Origin of the sequence: Janibacter cremeus (genome assembly GCF_013409205.1) — a bacterium.
Lineage (GTDB): Bacteria > Actinomycetota > Actinomycetes > Actinomycetales > Dermatophilaceae > Janibacter > Janibacter cremeus.
Genome location: NZ_JACCAE010000001.1, coordinates 2919850 through 2938534, shown reverse-complemented (window position 1 = coordinate 2938534; position 18685 = coordinate 2919850). Strand labels below are relative to the sequence as shown.

Here is an 18685-nt window from a genome sequence, read left to right as displayed (position 1 = left end):
GCTGGTGCGGTCTGGACGGGTCATCAGGACGGTTCCTCGGTCGGTGAGTCGATGCACTCGACCATAGAGAAGAGCCATGAGCCGTGCGTGAAAAACACATGAGGAGATCCTCATCAACCACGCTCAGGTGGGTCGAGATCGAGGCGGGAGGACTCAGCGACCGAGGATCTTCCCCCAGAACCCGCCACGGGGGGGCAGCTGCGCCAGCCCTGGCTCGGTGTCCGGGGTGGGTGGTTCTGCTCGCAGGGCGCCGACGAGCAGTGCCGACCCGGGCGCGGGACCGGCCAGTGTCGTCGGGTCGAGGCTCCACTCCGCCGCAACGCCCGGCAGACCTCCCTCGACGACGTCGACCTCGCGCTGTACGGCGCCGCGCTCGACGAGGAGGCAGTGACGCGCTCCGTGCTCGGCTGTCCCGAAGAGCTGTACTCCGGTCCCGAGCATGGCCGACAGCGTCGTGATCCGGGCCGTGGAGGGACTGGCCATGTCCTGACCGACGACGAGCGTCCACCTACCGCCTGCTCCCGGGATGGGAGGCAACACGGCCGTCGCGCTGCCGAGCGCCTCGCGGACGGCCTCGTCGACCTCGGTGACCCGACCGTCGGTGAGGCCGAGCGCCTCGACGACGCTGTGCTGCGCCTGGTCCCGCACGGCCAGCCAGGTCTGCTCGTGGCCGAAGGGCACCAACTCGCTCACAGCGACCTCGCCATGATGACGCCGTCGCGGTCGTCGTCGGCCGCCACGCGCAACGCCCCCGGCACCCGACCGACCTCGGCGTAGCCGTAGCGCGTGTAGAACTCGCCCAGGCCGGTGCCACCCCGGTAGTCCAAGGTCACCAGCTCCACGTCCCGCTCACGGGCCGCCCGGTGCAGGCCGGCCATGAGGAGTGCGCCGTGGTTGGTTCCTCGCCGGGCCGGGTCGGTCATGATCCGCTCGAACGTGGCTCCGTGACGCGTGAGCTGCCCGGTGGAGCCGACCACGAAGCCGAAGCCGAGCAGATCGCCCACCGGGGAGTTCAGGGACACGCATGCCGTCTCGCCCGCCTCCGTGCGCGTCGCGTAGCCGTCGAGCACCGGCGCGACCTCCTGGGCAGAGGCTCCGGGCAGGAACCCGACCGCCCCACCGGCGTCGTTCACCTCGACCCACATGGCGAGCATCGCCTCACGGGCACGCGAGGGGATGCGTTGGGCGACACGGACGTACGGCAGCTCCAGGACCTGCCAGTCCCCCTCGTCGGTGGTGTGGTCGAGATCCGTCACGTGCACCATCCCGGCCGACTCGAGGGTCGAGCGGGTCGCGGCATCCTCCGGAGCGATCCGCATGCGGACCGGAAGGTCGGGCAACCACTCGATCGCGTAGGCGGTGGCCAGCCGCAGGGCCCGAGCCTCGAGGGCCCGGCTGCCGGCCGTCTCGACCGTGCGCAGGGTGAGCCGGATGAACTGGGCATGGGCGCGCAGACCGACGAAGCCGACCGCATCGCCCTCGACGTCGCGAATGACCAAGGTGCCGTACCCGTGCTCGTCCCAGTGTTCCTGCCACGTGGCGATGATCTCCGCCGGTCGCTCCGCCTCGGCGGGGACGCCCATCAGCTCGGCCACGAGTGAGATGTCGGCGACGGCGGGCGCGTGCATCGTGATCGTGTCGGTGGTGATGGCACGGGGCAAGGAGTGCCCGTGCTCGTCCGTGGTGAACTGCGAGTAACTCACAGCCCCATGGTGCACCACCGCTGCGTCACTGGGACCATGTGGTCACGATGACGTCGACACACACAGCCCCCGAGCACCTGTCCATCCCGACCGGGACGGACGCCGATGACGTCTTCGAGCGCTTCACGCAGTGGTCAGGCGATCGCGGGCTGACTCTCTACCCTCACCAGGAGGAGGCACTGCTCGCGCTCCTGGGGGACGACCACGTCGTGCTGGCGACGCCCACCGGCTCGGGCAAGTCACTCGTGGCCACCGGTGCCATCGCGCACGCGCTCGCCCAGGACCAGGTCGCCTTCTACACCGCACCGATCAAGGCCCTGGTCAGCGAGAAGTTCTTCGACCTGTGTGCCACCTTCGGCGCCGACAACGTCGGCATGCTCACCGGGGACGCCTCGGTCAACGCCGACGCCCCGATCATCGTGTGCACCGCAGAGGTGCTGGCCAACCTCGCCCTGCGCGAGGGCAGCACGGCCGATGTCGGGCTCGTGGTCATGGACGAGTTCCACTACTACGCAGAGCCCGAGCGTGGCTGGGCGTGGCAGGTACCGCTGCTGGAGCTGCCGCAGGCGCAGATGTTGCTGATGTCGGCCACGCTCGGCGACACCCGCGCCATCGAGGAGGACCTGGCCGAGCGCACCGGCCGCGGCGTGGTCGTGGTCAACGACGCCGAGCGTCCTGTGCCGCTGACCTTCTCGTGGGCGATGACGCCGCTGCAGGAGACGATCGAGGAGATCATCGACTGGCGCCGGGCGCCGGTCTACGTCGTCCACCAGACCCAGGCGAAAGCCTCGGAGCACGCCCGGCTCCTCCAGACGCTCAAGCTGCTCAGCAAGGACGAGAAGGAGGCCATCGCCGACCGCCTTGCGACCTTCCGCTTCTCGGCCGGCTTCGGCCGCACCCTCTCGGCCATGCTGCGCCGCGGGGTCGGTGTGCACCACGCGGGGATGCTGCCGCGCTACCGGCGGCTCGTCGAGCAGATGGCCCAGGCGGGACTGCTGAAGGTCATCTGCGGCACCGACACCCTCGGCGTCGGCATCAACGTGCCGATCCGCACCGTGCTGTTCACCTCGCTGACGAAGTTCGACGGCACCCGCCACCGCGTGCTGCGCGTGCGCGAGTTCCTCCAGATCGCCGGGCGCGCCGGTCGTGCGGGGTACGACACCCAGGGCTACGTCGTCGTCCAGGCACCCGAGCACGTCATCGACAACCACCGCGCCCTCGCCAAGGCCGGGGACGACGAGAAGAAGCGCAAGAAGGTCCAGCGCAAGAAGGCGCCGGAGGGCTTCGTCGTGTGGACCGAGGACACCTTCACCAAGCTGACGACGGCACAGCCGGAGACGCTGCGCTCGCGAATGAAGGTCGACAACGCGATGATCCTCAACGTCGTCGCCCGTCCCGGCGACGCGGTCGCGGCCCTCTCCCGCCTCACCAGGGACAACCACGAGGAGGCGAAGGGGAGGGCTCGCCTCGCCCGTCGCGCCATCCGTCTGGGGCGCAGCCTCCTCGACTCCGGTGTGCTCGAGCGCCTGGCCGAGCCGGACGGGACGGGTCGCACGGTGGACCTGACGCTCGACCTGCCGAAGGACTTCGCGCTCAACCAGCCTCTCGCCCCCTTCGCCCTGGCCGCTCTGGACCTGCTCGACCCGGACGACCCGGGACGCGCCCTGGACGTCGTCTCGACGATCGAGTCGGTCCTGGAGGCACCACGGGCGATCCTCATGGCCCAGCAGCACGCGGCCCGCGGTGAGGCGATCGGGGAGATGAAGGCCGACGGCATCGAGTACGACGAACGGATGCGCCTGCTCGACGAGATCACCTGGCCGCAACCGCTCGCGGAGGAGCTCGCGGCCGCCTTCGAGACCTACCGGCAGACTCACCCCTGGCTGCCGGAGGAGGCTCTGGTCCCCAAGTCGGTCGTGCGGCTGATGTGGCAGGAGGGCATGTCCTTCGCGGACTTCGTGCGCCGATTCGAGCTCGGCCCGCGCGAGGGACTCGTGCTGCGCTACCTCACCGACGCCTACCGGACCCTGACGCGCACGGTGCCCGAGGCCCACTCCTCCCCCGAGCTGGAGGAGATCATCGAGTGGCTCGGCGAGACCGTGCGCCAGACCGACTCCTCGCTGCTGGACGAGTGGGAGGCGCTGGCCAACCCGGACGAGCACACTGCGGGTCTGGTCAGCCACGAGGAGGCCGCTCCTCCCCCGCGCCCGCTGAGCGCGCGCCGGGGTCCCTTCCGCGCGATGGTCCGCGGTGCGATGTGGCAGCGGGTGGACCAGGCCTCCCGCGACGACCTCAGCGCCTTGGCCGGCATCGAGAGCGCCGCGGCCGGGCTAGCCGACGACGGCCGCACCCCGGTCATGCGATACGAGGACTGGGACGTCGCGCTCGGCGACTACTGGGACGAGCACGATCGGATCGCAACCGACCAGGACGCCCGCGGACCCCATCACCTGCACATCGAGGAGGAGACCGGCCCGCCACCGGGAGTCGACGACACGAAGGACCCGCAGGACGTGCGGTTGTGGTTCGTGCGGCAGACGCTGGCCGACCCCGCGGGTGACCACGACTGGGTCATCGAGGCCACCGTCGACCTCGACGCCTCCGACCGGGTCGGTGAGGCCGTCGTGCTGGCCACCGCCCTGAGGCGACTGTGATCCTCGTCGACCCACCCACGTGGCCCGGCTGGGGCCGCACGTGGAGCCATCTGGTCTCGGACGACTCGATCGAGGAGCTGCACGACTTCGCCGGGCGGCTCGGTATCCCCGGCCGGCTCTTCGACGAGGACCACTACGACGTGCCGGTCGAGCGCTACGACGAGGTCGTCGCGGCCGGGGCGGTCGAGGTCAGCGGGTCGCAGCTGATCCGCCGACTGCTCGCCAGTGGGCTGCGGGTCACGCAGGCGCAGCGAGCCGGTCGATCTCGCGGGTGAGGTTGACCCGCGCGCGCCTCGTCCACTGCTCGTGGGCGTGGTCGGTGAGGTACAGCCGCTCGCGTGTGGCGAAGGGGGTCAGCACAGCGGTCCGCCCCCTCGCGTAGTCCATGGCCCGCACCTGCCGGTACTCCAAGCGCACCTGGTGGCAGTAGGCGTCGAAGCGCTGGGCGGGCGCTGCGAGGATCCACAGGTCCGCGTCGTGGAAGGCCTTGGTCGCCGGGTCATCCGTCGTCATCTCGTGGGTCGCGCTCTCGCGAACCAGCCGGGCGACCCGCCCGACGTCGTCCTCCGCCAGGCCCAGCCGCGGCAGGTGGTCCTCGGCGAGCACCGCCGAGGATTCCTCGTTGGCTCCTGCGGACGCAGCGGCGTCGTAGACGGCGTCGTGGAACCACGCCGCCAACCCGGCCAGGTGACGATCGCGCGATGGCAGCTCCCCCGCGTCGTGCAGCTCGTCCAGGGCGGCGAGCACCTCCGCCAGGTGCACCGCGTCGTGGTAGCTGCGGTGGTCCTCCAGCCAGCGGTCGAGCAGGTCCGTACCCTCCGCGAGCAGGAGTTCTCGCCCGGCCTCGGCGCCCAGGGCACTGACGTCGGCGAGCCACCTGCTCCGGAGGGTCTCCACGCACAGAACGCTAGTCCGCCGCAACCACTGGTGGTGGAACAGCCCCCCGTCGGGCGGGTCGCAGGCGTCGGGCGGCGTCGTGGACGGTCTCCCCCAGGCGGGTCATCCGCGGGGTCGCGAGGGTCCACACCTGCCAGTACAAGGGCACGTCCCGATGGGCGCGCCGGCGCAGCAGGACGAGCGCACCGGTCTCGAGGTCATCAGCCAGTTGTGCCTCCGGGACCATCGCCCAGCCGAGCCCGGCGCGCACTGCCGCCACGAAACCCTCGGAGGAAGGAACCTGCGAGCACGGCGGGTCGGTGGTGACGCCGAGGGTGCGCAGGACACCCCGCTGCAGCTCGTCCTTGGCGTTGAAGCGCAGCACCGGCATCGAGGCCCAGTCGACTCTTCTTCCCCGGATGAACCGCTGCGCCAGCAGGGGCGAGGCGACGGGCAGGTAACGCATCGCGCCGAGGGGCTCGGTGCGGCAGCCGGCCACCGGGGTCGGGTCGGCTGTGATGGCCCCGACGACCGACCCCCGGCGCAGGTGGTCGGCGCTGTACTCCTCGTCCTCGACCTCCAGCTGGAGCCGGACGTCGTCCCAGGCCGCGGCGACCCGCAGGACCGGCTCGAACCACGTCGCGAGGGAGTCCGCGTTGACTGCGACCGGAAGGTCGACGGCGGCGCCACCCCCTTCGCCCATCGCCGCGCGGGCGTCCTCCTCGAGGACGACCATCTGACGGGCAGCTCGCATCAACGCCTCACCCGCGGTCGTGGCGCGGCAGGGCGTCGCGCGCTCGACGAGAACCCGCCCAGTGTCGCGCTCCAGTGCCTTGATGCGCTGGCTCACCGCGGACGGAGTGACGTGGAGGGCACGGGCCGCGGCGTCGAAGGTGCCGTGGTCGACAACGGCCAGGAGGGCGCGCAGCTGATCGATCTGCATGAAGCAATACTAATGATCATGCAAGATCATTCGCTGTGCTTCACACAGCGAACCGCCTAGCGTGAAGGGGTGCCGACCACTGCCCTCGCCGGGATGCTCACCGGCCTCGCCCTCATCGTCGCCATCGGCGCGCAGAACGCCTTCGTCATGCGGCAGGGCCTACGTCGGGAGCACGTGGCGCAGGTCGTGCTCATCTGCATCGCGGCCGACGCGACGCTCATCCTGCTCGGGACGGCGGGGGTCGGTGTCGTGGTCTCGTCCCACCCCGGCCTCGTGCAGGGGGTGACCTGGCTCGGCGCCGCCTACCTCGTCGGCTACGGCCTGCTCGCGCTGCGCCGGGCGGCCGCCCCCGGGCGCCTCTCCGTCGGCGCCGCCCCGGCCTCGCGAGGGTCGGTCGTGCTGACAACGCTCGCGCTGACCTTCCTCAACCCGCACGTCTACCTCGACACGGTGCTCATGCTGGGGTCGATCGCCAACGGCTTCGGCGACCAGCGCTGGGCCTTCGCCGGCGGTGCGGTGGTGGGCAGCATCGTGTGGTTCACCGGCCTCGGCCTCGGTGCGCGCGCCCTGGCCGGCCCACTCGGCCATCCCCGCACGTGGCGAGTGGTCGACGGGGTCATCGGGGTGATGATGATCGCCCTGGCGGTGCGGCTGACGACCGCCTGAGGTCAGGCGGTGGTGGTGGCGAAGGGGGCGAGCTCGGCGGCGAGGTCGGGCATCACCTTCGCGCGGACCCGGGTGCCCTGCGCGATGTGCTCCTCGGTGATGAGCTCCGCCTCGTCGTGGAGTCGGCTGACGAGGTCACCGCGGGAGTATGGCAGGAGCACCTCGACGTCGATGTCCGGCTTGGGCAGCTCCTCGGCGATGAGGTCGAGCAGCGCGGGCACGCCCTCACCGGTGCGCGCCGACACGGCGATCGAGTACTTCTCGTGACGCAGGATCCGGTCGACGACCTCCGGATCGGCCAGGTCGGCCTTGTTGACGACGATGACCTCCTTGACGTCCGTGGCGTCGACATCCGCCAGGACGCCGCGGACCGCAGAGATCTGCCCCTCCGGGTCGGGGTGGGAGCCGTCGACGACGTGCAGCAGCAGGTCGGCGTCGGCCACCTCCTCGAGCGTGGAGCGGAAGGCCTCGACGAGCTGGTGCGGCAGCGCACGCACGAAGCCGACGGTGTCAGTGAGCGTGTACTCGCGCCCGTCGACGGTCTCGGCGCGGCGCACGGTGGTGTCCAGGGTGGCGAAGAGCTGGTTGTCGACGAGCACACCGGCGTGCGTGAGCCGGTTGAGCAGCGTCGACTTGCCGGCATTGGTGTAGCCGGCGATGGCCACCGCGGGTACCGCCTTGCTGATCCGCCGGGAGCGGCGGGTGTCGCGGTGGGTCTTCATCCCCGCGAGGTCGCGCTTGAGCTTGGCGATGCGGGAGTTGATCCGACGGCGGTCGAGCTCGATCTTGGTCTCACCGGGTCCGCGCGAACCCATGCCGAGTCCGCCGGCGGCCTGGCCGCCGGCCTGCCGGGACATCGACTCACCCCAGCCACGCAGGCGCGGCAGCAGGTACTGCAGCTGGGCGAGCTCGACCTGCGCCTTGCCCTCCCGGGACTTGGCGTGCTGGGCGAAGATGTCGAGGATCAGCGCCGTCCGATCGATGACCTTGACCTTGACGACGTCCTCGAGGGCCCGGCGCTGGCTCGGGGCGAGCTCGGTGTCGCAGATGACCGTGTCGGCGCCCTCCGCGAGGACGATCTCGCGCAGCTCGGCGGCCTTGCCCGAGCCGAGGTAGGTGCTCGGGTCGGGGTTCTGCCGGTGCTGCAGGACGCCGTCGAGCACCTCGGAGCCGGCGGTCTCGGCGAGGGCGGCGAGCTCGCGCAGCGAGTTCTCCGCGACCTCGACGCTCCCGTCGGTCCACACGGCGGCCAGGACGACCCGTTCCAGACGCAGCTGGCGGTACTCGACCTCGGTGATGTCCTCGAGTTCGGTCGAGAGGCCGGCCACCCGGCGAAGGGCGGTCCGCTCCTCGCGGTCGAGCTGGTCGCCGTCGAAGCCGCCGTCGACGAAGCCATCGGCGTCATGGGTGGGGTCGGCGAGCGCGTCGGCGCGTCGGGAGAGGACCCGATCGATCGTCGGGTCGAGATCCGGCTCGACGTGGCTCATACCCTCATCAGGGCTCTGGTCGCTGTTCAGTGGTTCTGTCATGTTCTCCTCAGGGTCTCACCATGGAACGCCTGAGGGCCACTGATTACTCCCGCGGAGCGCGCCGAGGTTACTCCGAGCCGACTGTGACCTCGCGCACCCAGCCCTGGCCGCCGCGGACGTCGACGACTCGGGTGTGACGACGGTCGGGCGACCCCTGCCAGTGCTCGACACGGGCTGGCCGCAGGTGCCACAGTCGCCAATCCCCCGGCGCGACGGCTGCGCGGGCGTCCGGACCGCGCGCGGCCAGGTCCGCCTCGGCTTCCTCGCGTGGGGCCTCGACCACCTCACCCCGGACGCGGACTGCACGCATGACCGGCTGCCACCAGAAGCCGAGCGCGGCCGCTGGTGAGTCGGCGAGCTGCAGGCCCTTGCGGCTGGAGGCCGTGCTGGCGAAGGTCCACCCTTGCTCCGAGACGTCCTTGAGGATGAGCACCCGAGAATCGGGCAACCCGTCGCCGTCCACCGTGGACAGCGTCATCGCACGCGGCTCCGGCGCACCCGCGGTCACGGCTTCGTCGAGCCAGGTGAGGAAGAGCTCCACCGGGTCCGCCGGCAAGGTCGCGGTATCCAACGCCGGCGGCGTTCCCGTCAGGGACCGGATCGACGCCAGCCGGTCGCGGGCGGATCGAGCCGGGCTCACCCCTTCGCCAGGGTCCGGATGTCCGTCGCCTCGGTGCGCTCCGCGTCCGCCCGCTCGTCCTCGGTCATCTGCTGGCTGTCGATCTCGGCCTGCACGCGTCGCAGGTAGTGGTCGATCTCGGAGCGGGTGCGATCGTCGTCCCAGCCGAGCTCGCGGGCCAGAATCCGACCGGCCGACTGTGCGGCCTCCACACCCCGGTCCGTCGTCTCGATGGAGATGCGGGTGCGGCGGGTGAGCAGGTCGTGGAGGTGGATCGTGGCTTCGTTGCGGGCGGCGTGGACGACCTCGACCGTGAGGTACTCCTCGGCGCCGGGCAGGGGCGTGGCGAGGGAGCGGTCCTGGTCAATGAGCGAGAAGAGGTCGACGGCCAGCGACCCGTACCGGTCGAGCAGGTGGGTGATGCGCCACGGCGGCAGGTCATGGCGACGGCTGAGGGTGTCGAGCTGGTTGACCAGCGCCTGGTAGCCCTCGGCGCCCACCAACGGGATGTGCTCGGTGACGCTGTCGGGGACGCCGGCGGACAGGTCCTCACGGGCGGCGTCGACGGCATCGGCGGCCATCACCCTGTAGGTCGTGTACTTGCCGCCGGCGATGGAGATCAGCCCCGGCTGTGGACGGGCCACGGCGTGCTCGCGGCTCAGCTGCGAGGTCTCCTCGCTCTCCCCCGCGAGCAGCGGCCGCAGCCCGGCGTAGACGCCCTGGATGTCCTCGCGGGTCAGCGGCGTGAGCAGGACGCCGTTGATCTGGTCGAGCAGGTAGTCGATGTCCGCGGCGGTCGCGGAGGGGTGGGCCCTGGAGAGATTCCAGTCGGTGTCGGTGGTACCGATGATCCAGTGGGTGTTCCACGGGATGCAGAAGAGGACGGAGGACTCGGTGCGCAGGATCAGCCCGGTCTCGGAGTTGATCCGGTCACGGGCGACGACGAGGTGCACCCCCTTGCTCGCCCGGACGTGGAAGCGGCCACGACCGCCGGCCATCGTCTGGATGTCGTCGGTCCACACGCCGGTGCAGTTGATGACGACGGACGCGCGGACCTCGGCCTCGTCCCCGGTCTCCACGTCGAGGACCTTCGCGCCGACCACCCGCTCGCCCGCGTGGAGCAGGCCGGTGACCTTCGCGGAGTTCAGGACGGTCGCGCCGTAGGCCGCTGCCGTGCGGACCACGGTCAACGTGTGGCGGGCGTCGTCGCACTGCGCGTCGTGGTACATCAGCCCGCCGTGGTGCGCGGAGGGTTTCAGGCCGGGCGCGATGCGGCGCACTCCCCCCTTCGTCAGCTGCTTGGTGCGCGGGACCGACCGGGCGCCGCCCATCGTGTCGTAGAGGGTCAGCCCGGCGGTGACGTAGGGACGCTCCCAGACCGGGTGCGAGAGCGGGTAGAGGAAGGAGACCGGCTTGACCAGGTGGGGCGCGATCCGGGTGAGCATCAGCTCGCGCTCCTGCAGTGCCTCACGCACGAGAGAGAAGTTCAGCTGCTCGAGGTAACGCACCCCGCCGTGGAAGAGCTTGCTCGAACGCGAGGAGGTCCCGGAGGCGAAGTCGCGCTGCTCCACCAGCGCCACCTTCAGGCCCCGGGTGGCCGCGTCGAGGGCGACCCCGGCGCCGGTGACGCCGCCACCGACCACCAGGACGTCGAGGTCCTCCTGCGCGATCCGACGCCAGGCCGCTGCGCGCTGGTCGGCGTCCAAGGGGGTGGCGACGGGCATGGTTCCTCCGGAGGATGTGGGCGAAGGGAGTGACTCCCCTTGCCCGCCAACGGTACGTGCCGATTCGCCCGGCTCGCGATGCAGACCTGAGAAGATGCTGACATGAGCAGCTCCACGACGTACGTGCTGGCCATCGACCAGGGGACGACGAGCACCCGCGCCATCGTCTTCGACCGGGAGGGAAGCGTCGTCGCGACCGACCAGATGGAGCACGAGCAGATCTTCCCGCGGGCCGGGTGGGTCGAGCACGATGCCCTGGAGATCTGGGACAACACGCGACGGGTCATCGGCGGGGCTCTGGGCAAGGGCAATCTCAACTCCGGTCACATCGAGTCCGTAGGTATCACCAACCAGCGCGAGACGACCGTGGTGTGGGAGAAGGCCACCGGGCAGCCGATCCACAATGCCGTCGTCTGGCAGGACACCCGGACACAGGCGCTCGTGGACTCGTTGGCGCAGGACGGGGGGACCGAGCGCTTCAAGGACGTGTGCGGGCTGCCGCTCGCGACGTACTTCGCGGGGCCGAAGATCGCCTGGATCCTCGACCGCGTCGAGGGAGCCCGCGAGCGCGCCGAGGCCGGCGAGCTGCTCGCCGGGACGATGGACACCTGGGTGCTGTGGAACCTCACCGGTGGCGCGGACAACGACGGGGTGCACGTCACCGACGTGACCAACGCGTCCCGGACGATGCTGATGGACCTGCGCACACTCGAGTGGGACGAGTCGACGTGCGCGGCGATCGGGGTGCCGATGCAACTGTTGCCGCAGATCCGCTCCTCCTCCGAGGTGTACGGGCAGTGCCAGCCGGGTGTGCTCAACGGCACGCCCGTCGCCGGGATCCTTGGTGACCAGCACGCGGCGACCTTCGGGCAGGCGTGCCTGACTCCGGGGACGGCGAAGAACACGTACGGCACGGGCAACTTCATGCTGCTCAACACGGGCACCGAGATCGTCACGAGCGAGAACGGACTGCTGACGACGCTCTGCTACAAGCTCGGAGACGCCGACGCGGTGTACGCCCTCGAGGGGTCGATCGCGGTGACCGGGTCTCTCGTGCAGTGGCTGCGCGACAACCTGGGCCTGATCAGCTCATCACCGCAGGTCGAGGAGCTGGCCACGAGCGTGGAGGACAACGGCGGGGTGTACTTCGTGCCGGCGTTCTCCGGCCTGTTCGCGCCGCACTGGCGCCCGGACGCGCGTGGCGCGATCCTGGGCCTGACACGGTTTGCGAACAAGGGGCACATCGCCCGGGCGGCGCTGGAGTCCACGGCGTACCAGACGCGGGACGTCCTCGACGCGATGCAGGGTGACGCCGAGCGGGCCGGTGGCCGGTTGAGCGAGTTGAAGGTCGACGGCGGCATGGTCGCCAACGAGACGTTGATGCAGTTCCAGGCGGACATCCTCGGCGTGGACGTCGTGCGGCCGACGATCGCCGAGACGACGGCCTTGGGTGCTGCCTACGCGGCCGGCCTGGCCGTCGGGTACTGGGAGTCGACCGACGAGATCACGGCGAACTGGTCCGAGGACGCACGCTGGAGCCCGCAGATGGATTCCGCTGAGGTGGAGCGGCTGCTGCGCAACTGGTCCAAGGCGATCACCAAGACCCTCGACTGGGTCGACGAGGACGTGGTCTGAGCAGCGTCAGACGGAGTCGATGAGCAGCGCGGCCGCCTCGGGGTCGTAGGCCTCGAGTGATGAGTCGGCGAAGAGGTGTGGTGGATCACGCTGCGCGCAACCCCTCGTAGTAGATCTCCAGTCGGGACCGGTCATCGCCCAGTGGCGCTCGGCCATGGCCGAGCAGGGGTGCAGCCTCGGAGGTGAACTCGGAACCTGTCGGCGTGGTCAGTCGAACCGTGTGCGGCCCCCCGCCGCCCGGGTCCAGACCGGTCGAGACGACCTCCGTCCGCCATCCGGGTTCCTCCTTCACGAGGTTGTGTCGTTGGCAGGCGCCCATAGCGTTGGCTGCTGAGGTCCCTCCCCCGCGGGCGTGCGGGGTGACGTGATCGACCTGTCGTGCCGGCGCATCGCACCAGGGCACCCGGCAGGTCGCGTCACGCAACCCGATCAGCTGCCGCAGCACCCCGCTGAAGAGTCGGCGGCTGGAGTCCATCGCGACCAGGTCACGATCACCGGGAGCCGTCCACAACCGGCGCAGCCACACCTCGGTCCCCGTGTCGCACAGGCGAAGCAGATGCTCCCTGGCCATGTCACCGGGCACGGCACCCCAGCCGGGAATTTCGACCTCGTCGTCCAGGTCGTCGGCGGCAGCCGCCCGACCAGTGCGTGCCTCTGCCCGCGGGACGATCGCGTCCTCGCGCATGACGAGCCCGACCTCGACGGGCTGCACCTGCCCCTCGTCGCGGCCGGACAGCAGCTCCAGCGCGGTGTCTACCATCCACGCACCCCGCCCGCGCTCATCAGCGGCTCGAGCCGCGTCGACCTCGGGGTCCCCCGTCGCGACGAAGCGAGCCTGCTCGGCTGCTGTGAGTGCTGCGTAGGCACCCACGACCTCGGGGAGCGGCCCAAGGATGCTCAGACGGGCCATGCCATCCGGCGCAGGCCGCACACCGACATGACGGGAGCCGGCGGCACGACGACGCCGCTCCACGATCGCCTCCTGGTCGAGGTCGATGGCGACCCGCTGCGCAGCGGCTGTGAGCGCCCGGTCACCCAACGTCGAGAGGTCCCCCGCGAGACGCCGGTCTGCCTCGATGCGGTCCGCATGCGAGAGGCAGGCCGTCTCGCGCACGACGATCACGGCTCGTGACTCGCTGATCTCACCGGCGGTCAACGCGGACATCGTGCACGTCAGCTCGTGGACGAGCGCCTTGGCTGCCCCCACGTGCCGGTCCGCCTGCCACGGCGAGCAACGACGGGCCAGCGCGACCTCCGCGCGAGTGGCGCTGCGGCGACACGAGGCGTCCCGCCTGGCGATCTCCTCCCGCACGACCGCCTCAGCAGCCCGTGAGTCCCGGTCCTCGACGAAGCGCGAGGTGGCGCGCGCCTGCAGAGCGGCAGCCGCTCCCTTCGTCGACTCGAGCGCGGTGATGACGCGCAGGAGGTCGGCCTCGGACAAGCCGTCGACCGCTGCCGCGCTCAGCGCCCTAAGGACGTCATCGAGCTGGTCCGGCAGCATGGCAGCATCCTCGATCTCGGGTGCTCCCTCTGCCGTCTGCTCGATCATCGACGCCTCCTGTGGCTACTCTTTCATTATCGAACATATGTTCGAATACGTCAAGGGTTTGCGGGAAGAACCTGTGATGTGTCAGGACATCGGTGACAGTTGCCCAGCGGCGCCGGCCCCACATCCCACCTTCTCCGGCAGTGTGGCGCGCAGCACCGACAACTCGCCCTAAGGTGTCCCCGTGACAGAGCCGACCGACCACTACTTCACGGACAGCCCCGCAGCGAGCGACACCGAGCGCCGCACGCTGCACACCCACCTCGCGGGGCAGGACGTGACCGTGGAGACGGCCGGCAAGGTCTTCTCCCCCGGCGGTCTGGACAAGGCGACGGCGATCCTCCTCGACGAGGTGCCACCGCCCCCTTCGTCCGGGGACCTGCTCGACCTCGGCTGCGGCTGGGGCCCGGTCGCCCTCACCCTGGCCATGCGCTCCCCCGACGCCACGGTGTGGGCGGTCGACGTCACCGAGCGCGCCCTCGACCTCACCCGCCGCAACGCCGCCTCCCTCGGCCTGACCAACGTGCGAGCAGTGCGCCCCGAGGGCGTGCCGGCGGACCTCCCCTTCGCCGCCATCTGGTCCAACCCCCCGATCCGCATCGGCAAGCCGGCCGTCCACGAGCTGCTGCGCATCTGGCTCCCCCGCTTGGCGAAGGGGGCCGACGCGCACCTCGTCATCGGCAAGAACCTCGGCGCGGACGGCTATGGCCGCTGGGTCACGGACGAACTGGGCCTTCCGACGCAGCGGGTGACGACGAGCAAGGGATTCCGCGTGCTGCGGGTCAGTCGCCCCGGGGCGGGTTGATCGTGTCGCCCTCGTAGGTCAGGTCGTCGTCCTCGCGGACCTCGAAGGCCTCGAACCGTTCGTCCGCGAGCACCACGTCGACCAGTGAGCGGGGCCCCGCCACGACCGTGCTGTCCCAGTCGATCTCGCTCGCCACGACCCACGCCCGGTCGGTCGGCCAGAGCAGTTGCGGGCTGATGCCGGACAGGCCCGGCTGCACCCCGATCCCCGCGTGCTCCGCCCACGTCGGGTCGGCCAGTTCGGCCGTCGACGTGGCGAAGGGGAGCATCTCCCGCTCCGGCCACTCCAGCCACGGGCCCCGAGCAGCCGCTGCGCGGACCTCCGGCGCCACCGACCACCGGTGGCTGGCATCCATCTCATTGCGCCACACCCGCCGGGCGAGCCAGCCCCGCAGGCCACGGCCTTCCTCGACGTACACGGACCACCCGTGACCGCTCAGCTCGCCCCAACCGGTCCAGATCCCGGCCACGAGGTCGCCGGGTGACCTGGTCGCTGCGGCCAGGTGCTCCGTCAGCGCACCAAGCAGGTCGAGATCGAAGTACCCCTCCTGCGTCTGGCCGACCCGCCAACCATCATCGAAGTCCACGCCCTGATGGATGTCCGCCAACCGGTTCCACTGCACGAGCGGGTGCATGGTCGCTCCGACCCGCTCGGCCACCTGCGACCATTGCCAGCGGGTCTCCTCCAGCACCGGGTGCATCCCCCACTCGTCCGTGACGCTGAGATCCTCCAGCCTTGCGGGTACGGGGTGCAGGAGTCGCGCGTAGGCCTCGAAGCCGGTGCCCGCGACTCCACCGACCCGCGCCCAGTCACCGACTCGGGCCAGCAGCCAGTCGCCGGACGTGATGTCAGTCAGCAGCTGCACGTCACACCAGCGTCGTCGTCCCGTCGGCCACGAGGGCCGCGGGGCCGGAGAGCGCCACCTCGCGCCCGGGCAGCAACCGCACCTGCAGCGTGCCACCGGGCACCTCGACCTTCACCTGCCCGGCCGCGTCGACGTCACCGGACCAGAACGCCAGGCCGATCGCGGCGGCGCACACACCGGTCCCGCAGGAGCGGGTCTCCCCCACGCCGCGCTCGTGAACGCGCATCGAGATGTGGCCCGGTCCGAGCACGCGGACGAACTCGACGTTGCTCCCCTCCGGCGGGGTCGGGTTGACCACGGGCGGCGTGCGCAGCCGAAGACCGTTGAGCGAGACCGTCTCCGGCAGGGCCACGACGGTGTGCGGGTTGCCCAGGTCGAGGGAGAGCGCCGAGTACGGCTCGGTGACCTCCTCGGCCTCCTCGACGTGGACGAGCGCATCGAACCCGTCGGCGTGGGCGGTCGCCTCGTCGACGAAGCGCCACGTGCCCATGTGGGTGACGACGTGGTCCCCTTCGAACCGGATCCGCTTCAGCCCCGCCCTCGTCGCGATCGCGAACTCGTCCCCGACGAGCCCCTCCCGCCGCAACCAGACCGCGAAGACCCGCGTGCCGTTGCCGCACATCTGCGCCGGCGACCCGTCGGCGTTGCGGTAGTCCATGAACCACTCGGCCTCCCCGGCCATCGCACGCACCGACTCCTCGTCGGCGGCAGCGGTCGGCACGATCCGGATCACCCCGTCGCCACCGATGCCGGCGTGCCGGTTGGCGAGCAGGACGACCTGCTCGGGGGTCAGGTCCAGCTCGGCCTCGAGGTCGGGGATGAGGACGAAGTCGTTCTCGGTCCCGTGGCCCTTGGTGAAACGCAGCGTCATGGGGCTCATTGTGTCGGACGTCGGGCGAGCTCCAGCGCTGCGGCTCGCAGTCCGGCGTCCGCGGCGTCCAGCCACTCCACCCGGTGGTCGGGGCGCCACCACGACTCCTGCCGCCGGGCGTACCGTCGCGTCGCCTGCGCGGTCTGCGCGATCGCCTGCTCGCGGGTGATCCGACCGTCGAGATCGGCCAGGGCCTGCGAGTAGCCGATGGCCCGTGAGGCGGTCCGCCCGTCGCGCAGCCCAACTGCATCGAGCGTGGCCACCTCGTCGAGCAGCCCGTCGTCCCACATCGCCCGGGCACGACGCTCGATCCGCGTGGTCAGCGCGTCCCAGTCGTCGCGCAGCCCGATCACGAGCGAAGGGCGCCGGTACCGCTTCGTCGGTGCCGTCGCCGAGAACGGGCGGCCGGTGATCTCCACGACCTCCAGCGCCCGGATGATCCGACGGAGGTTGTTGGCCTGGATAGCCTCTGCGGCAGCCGGGTCCACCCCCTGCAGCCGGGCGCGGAGGGCCTCCGGACCCCCTTCGTCCTGCGCCTCGGACTCGAGCCGCGCCCGCACGGCGGGATCGGTCGGCGGGATCTGGAGGTGGTCCAGCGCGGCTCTTGCGTACAGGCCCGACCCTCCGGCGAGCACCGGCACGAGCCCACGCCCTCGGATGTCGACGATGGCCGCCTCGGCGCGCTCCTGGTAGTCGGCCAGGGTCGCCTCGTCGGTGACCTCGAGCACGTCGAGCACGTGGTGCGGGATGCCGCGACGCTCCTGGGGAGGCAGCTTGTTGGTACCGATGTCCATGCCGCGGTAGAGCTGCATGGCATCGGCATTGACGACCTCACCCCCGAGCGTCTCGGCGAGGTCGAGCGCCAGGTCGGACTTGCCGGTGGCCGTGGCGCCGACGACGGCGATGACCTGCGGGATCACAGGCTCTCGTCGGACTCCTCGTCGTGGCCGAAGGGGTCCGGTCCCTCGCCGGGCAGCCAGGTCAGGCCGGGCACACCCCACTCCTGCGCCCGCACGACCTTCTTGGCCTTCTTCTTCCACTTCTCGTTCAGCCGGTCGATGTAGAGGAAGCCGTTGAGGTGGTCGTACTCGTGCTGCATGCACCGCGCGAACCACCCGGTCGCACTGAAGGCGATCTCGTTGCCGTCCATGTCGTAACCGGTGACCTCTGCCCGCTCGCCCCGGCGAAGGGGGAAGGAGTACCCGGGCACGGACAAGCACCCCTCCGACTCATGGTCGCGGTCGGGCTCCCCCACGGCCGGCTTGGTGGGCTTGACGTACGGGTTGATGAGGTGGCCGAGGGTGGGCACACCGTCCTCGTTGTCCATGTTCCACGTGAAGATGCGTAGGCCGACCCCGATCTGGGGGGCGGCCAGGCCGACACCGTGGGCGGCCTCCTGGGTGGCGTACATGTCCTGGATGAGGGTGCGTAACGAGTCGTCGTACTCGGCGACCGGCTCCGCTCGGGTGTGCAGGACCGGCTCACCACAGATGGTGATCGGGTGGATGGTCATGAGCGGTATCTTCCCGCACCGCCCGGACGTGACGAAGCCGGGGCCGGCTCAGCGGTGCCGGCCCCGGCTTCGCGGGGTACCGAGTCTCAGGCCTGCTTGATGGCCGAGACCTCGAGATTGAGGGTGACCTTCCTCGAGACGAGGACGCCGCCGGTCTCCAGGGCGGCGTTCCAGCTGAGGTCCCAGTCCTCGCGCTCGACCGTCGTGGTGGCGGTGAACCCGGCGCGGACGTTGCCGAAGGGGTCCTGCGCGGTGCCGTCGTACTCGACCGCGAGGGTGACCGGCTTGGTGGTGCCCATGATCGTCAGGTCGCCGGTGAGGTCGAAGGACCTGCCCGAGACGTTGGAGACTCCGGTCGATACGAAAGTGATCTCCGGGTGAGTGTCGACATCGAAGAAGTCGGCGGACTTCAGGTGGGCGTCACGGTCGGCACTGCCGGTGTCGACGGAGGCGGTCTTCATCGTCGCGGTGGCGCTGGACGAGGCGAGGTCATCGCCGATGGTGATGGTGCCCTCGAGGTCGCGGAAGTAGCCGCGGACCTTGGTGACCATCGCGTGGCGGGCGACGAAGCCGATCTCGGTGTGGCTCGGGTCGAGGACGTAGGTGCCGGCGGCGAAGGTGTTCAGGTCTGTCATGGGGGTGCTCCTTGTGGGGAATCGGGTGCGCGTGGCGTTGTGAGCACGACACTAGTTGAACCTTAATTGAATTGTCAACTACATTCGTTCGTCGACGCGTC

The 18685-nt window shown here is 70.5% G+C and carries 18 protein-coding genes; 5 read left to right on the top strand and 13 right to left on the bottom strand.

Going from position 1 to position 18685, the window contains the following annotated elements; translation table 11 throughout:
* Nucleotides 1-153: 153 nt before the first annotated feature.
* Both BJY20_RS13980 and BJY20_RS13975 read right to left on the bottom strand, forming a co-directional pair.
* Entirely contained in the window at nucleotides 154-693 is a 540-nt protein-coding gene (locus BJY20_RS13980; protein ID WP_185992087.1) for a hypothetical protein, read from the bottom strand.
* Complete coding sequence (locus tag BJY20_RS13975; RefSeq protein WP_185992086.1) at nucleotides 690-1703, bottom strand: hypothetical protein; 1014 nt, start codon at nucleotides 1701-1703, stop codon at nucleotides 690-692. Before BJY20_RS13975 ends, BJY20_RS13980 begins: the two co-directional genes overlap by 4 nt.
* Before the next feature lie 47 nt (nucleotides 1704-1750).
* On the opposite strand from BJY20_RS13975, the gene BJY20_RS13970 reads away from it, so the two are divergent.
* Together BJY20_RS13970 and BJY20_RS13965 are read left to right on the top strand one after the other, a co-directional pair.
* Nucleotides 1751-4357 (top strand): DEAD/DEAH box helicase, encoded by a 2607-nt coding sequence (locus BJY20_RS13970; protein ID WP_185992085.1) that lies wholly within the window; start codon nucleotides 1751-1753, stop codon nucleotides 4355-4357.
* Entirely contained in the window at nucleotides 4354-4632 is a 279-nt protein-coding gene (locus tag BJY20_RS13965) for a DUF4031 domain-containing protein (protein ID WP_185992084.1), read from the top strand. Before BJY20_RS13970 ends, BJY20_RS13965 begins: the two co-directional genes overlap by 4 nt.
* On the opposite strand, the gene BJY20_RS13960 is transcribed toward BJY20_RS13965, so the two are convergent.
* Nucleotides 4595-5254: an HD domain-containing protein gene (locus BJY20_RS13960; RefSeq protein ID WP_185992083.1), complete on the bottom strand. Its 660-nt coding sequence runs from the start codon at nucleotides 5252-5254 to the stop codon at nucleotides 4595-4597. The two genes, BJY20_RS13965 and BJY20_RS13960, sit on opposite strands and share 38 nt — an antisense overlap.
* 10 nt (nucleotides 5255-5264) lie before the next feature.
* Nucleotides 5265-6176 (bottom strand): LysR family transcriptional regulator ArgP, encoded by a 912-nt coding sequence (locus BJY20_RS13955; RefSeq protein ID WP_185992082.1) that lies wholly within the window; start codon nucleotides 6174-6176, stop codon nucleotides 5265-5267.
* Nucleotides 6177-6245: 69 nt separating this feature from the next.
* Here BJY20_RS13955 and BJY20_RS13950 point away from each other — a divergent pair, with 69 nt between their 5' ends.
* Nucleotides 6246-6842: a LysE/ArgO family amino acid transporter gene (locus BJY20_RS13950; protein ID WP_425484158.1), complete on the top strand. Its 597-nt coding sequence runs from the start codon at nucleotides 6246-6248 to the stop codon at nucleotides 6840-6842.
* Nucleotides 6843-6844: 2 nt separating this feature from the next.
* Here BJY20_RS13950 and hflX read toward each other — a convergent pair whose 3' ends face one another.
* The 3 genes from hflX to BJY20_RS13935 form a co-directional block, all read right to left on the bottom strand.
* On the bottom strand, nucleotides 6845-8329 hold the full coding sequence (hflX, locus tag BJY20_RS13945) for a GTPase HflX (RefSeq protein WP_246297720.1): 1485 nt from the start codon (nucleotides 8327-8329) through the stop codon (nucleotides 6845-6847).
* Between the two features lie 109 nt (nucleotides 8330-8438).
* Nucleotides 8439-9011, bottom strand: a complete 573-nt coding sequence (locus tag BJY20_RS13940) for a pyridoxamine 5'-phosphate oxidase family protein (protein ID WP_185992080.1) — start codon at nucleotides 9009-9011, stop codon at nucleotides 8439-8441.
* Nucleotides 9008-10714 (bottom strand): glycerol-3-phosphate dehydrogenase/oxidase, encoded by a 1707-nt coding sequence (locus BJY20_RS13935; RefSeq protein WP_185992079.1) that lies wholly within the window; start codon nucleotides 10712-10714, stop codon nucleotides 9008-9010. The genes BJY20_RS13940 and BJY20_RS13935 overlap by 4 nt, the downstream gene beginning before the upstream one ends.
* Before the next feature lie 102 nt (nucleotides 10715-10816).
* Here BJY20_RS13935 and glpK point away from each other — a divergent pair, with 102 nt between their 5' ends.
* Complete coding sequence (gene glpK / locus BJY20_RS13930) at nucleotides 10817-12349, top strand: glycerol kinase GlpK (protein ID WP_185992078.1); 1533 nt, start codon at nucleotides 10817-10819, stop codon at nucleotides 12347-12349.
* 85 nt (nucleotides 12350-12434) lie between these two features.
* Here glpK and BJY20_RS13925 read toward each other — a convergent pair whose 3' ends face one another.
* Nucleotides 12435-13898 (bottom strand): HNH endonuclease signature motif containing protein, encoded by a 1464-nt coding sequence (locus tag BJY20_RS13925; RefSeq protein ID WP_185992077.1) that lies wholly within the window; start codon nucleotides 13896-13898, stop codon nucleotides 12435-12437.
* Nucleotides 13899-14079: 181 nt separating this feature from the next.
* Here BJY20_RS13925 and BJY20_RS13920 point away from each other — a divergent pair, with 181 nt between their 5' ends.
* Complete coding sequence (locus tag BJY20_RS13920; protein ID WP_185992076.1) at nucleotides 14080-14700, top strand: methyltransferase; 621 nt, start codon at nucleotides 14080-14082, stop codon at nucleotides 14698-14700.
* On the opposite strand, the gene BJY20_RS13915 is transcribed toward BJY20_RS13920, so the two are convergent.
* The 5 genes from BJY20_RS13915 to BJY20_RS13895 all read right to left on the bottom strand — a co-directional run bounded on the left by BJY20_RS13915 (nucleotide 14678) and on the right by BJY20_RS13895 (nucleotide 18584).
* Entirely contained in the window at nucleotides 14678-15565 is an 888-nt protein-coding gene (locus BJY20_RS13915) for a hypothetical protein (RefSeq protein ID WP_185992075.1), read from the bottom strand. The two genes, BJY20_RS13920 and BJY20_RS13915, sit on opposite strands and share 23 nt — an antisense overlap.
* Before the next feature lies 1 nt (nucleotide 15566).
* Nucleotides 15567-16436, bottom strand: a complete 870-nt coding sequence (gene dapF, locus BJY20_RS13910) for a diaminopimelate epimerase (RefSeq protein WP_185992074.1) — start codon at nucleotides 16434-16436, stop codon at nucleotides 15567-15569.
* 5 nt (nucleotides 16437-16441) lie between these two features.
* On the bottom strand, nucleotides 16442-17356 hold the full coding sequence (gene miaA / locus BJY20_RS13905) for a tRNA (adenosine(37)-N6)-dimethylallyltransferase MiaA (RefSeq protein ID WP_425484156.1): 915 nt from the start codon (nucleotides 17354-17356) through the stop codon (nucleotides 16442-16444).
* A complete protein-coding gene (def, locus tag BJY20_RS13900; RefSeq protein ID WP_185992073.1) occupies nucleotides 17353-17949 on the bottom strand; it encodes a peptide deformylase in 597 nt (198 codons plus the stop codon). Before def ends, miaA begins: the two co-directional genes overlap by 4 nt.
* Nucleotides 17950-18035: 86 nt before the next feature.
* Complete coding sequence (locus BJY20_RS13895) at nucleotides 18036-18584, bottom strand: YceI family protein (protein WP_185992072.1); 549 nt, start codon at nucleotides 18582-18584, stop codon at nucleotides 18036-18038.
* Nucleotides 18585-18685: the final 101 nt, after the last annotated feature.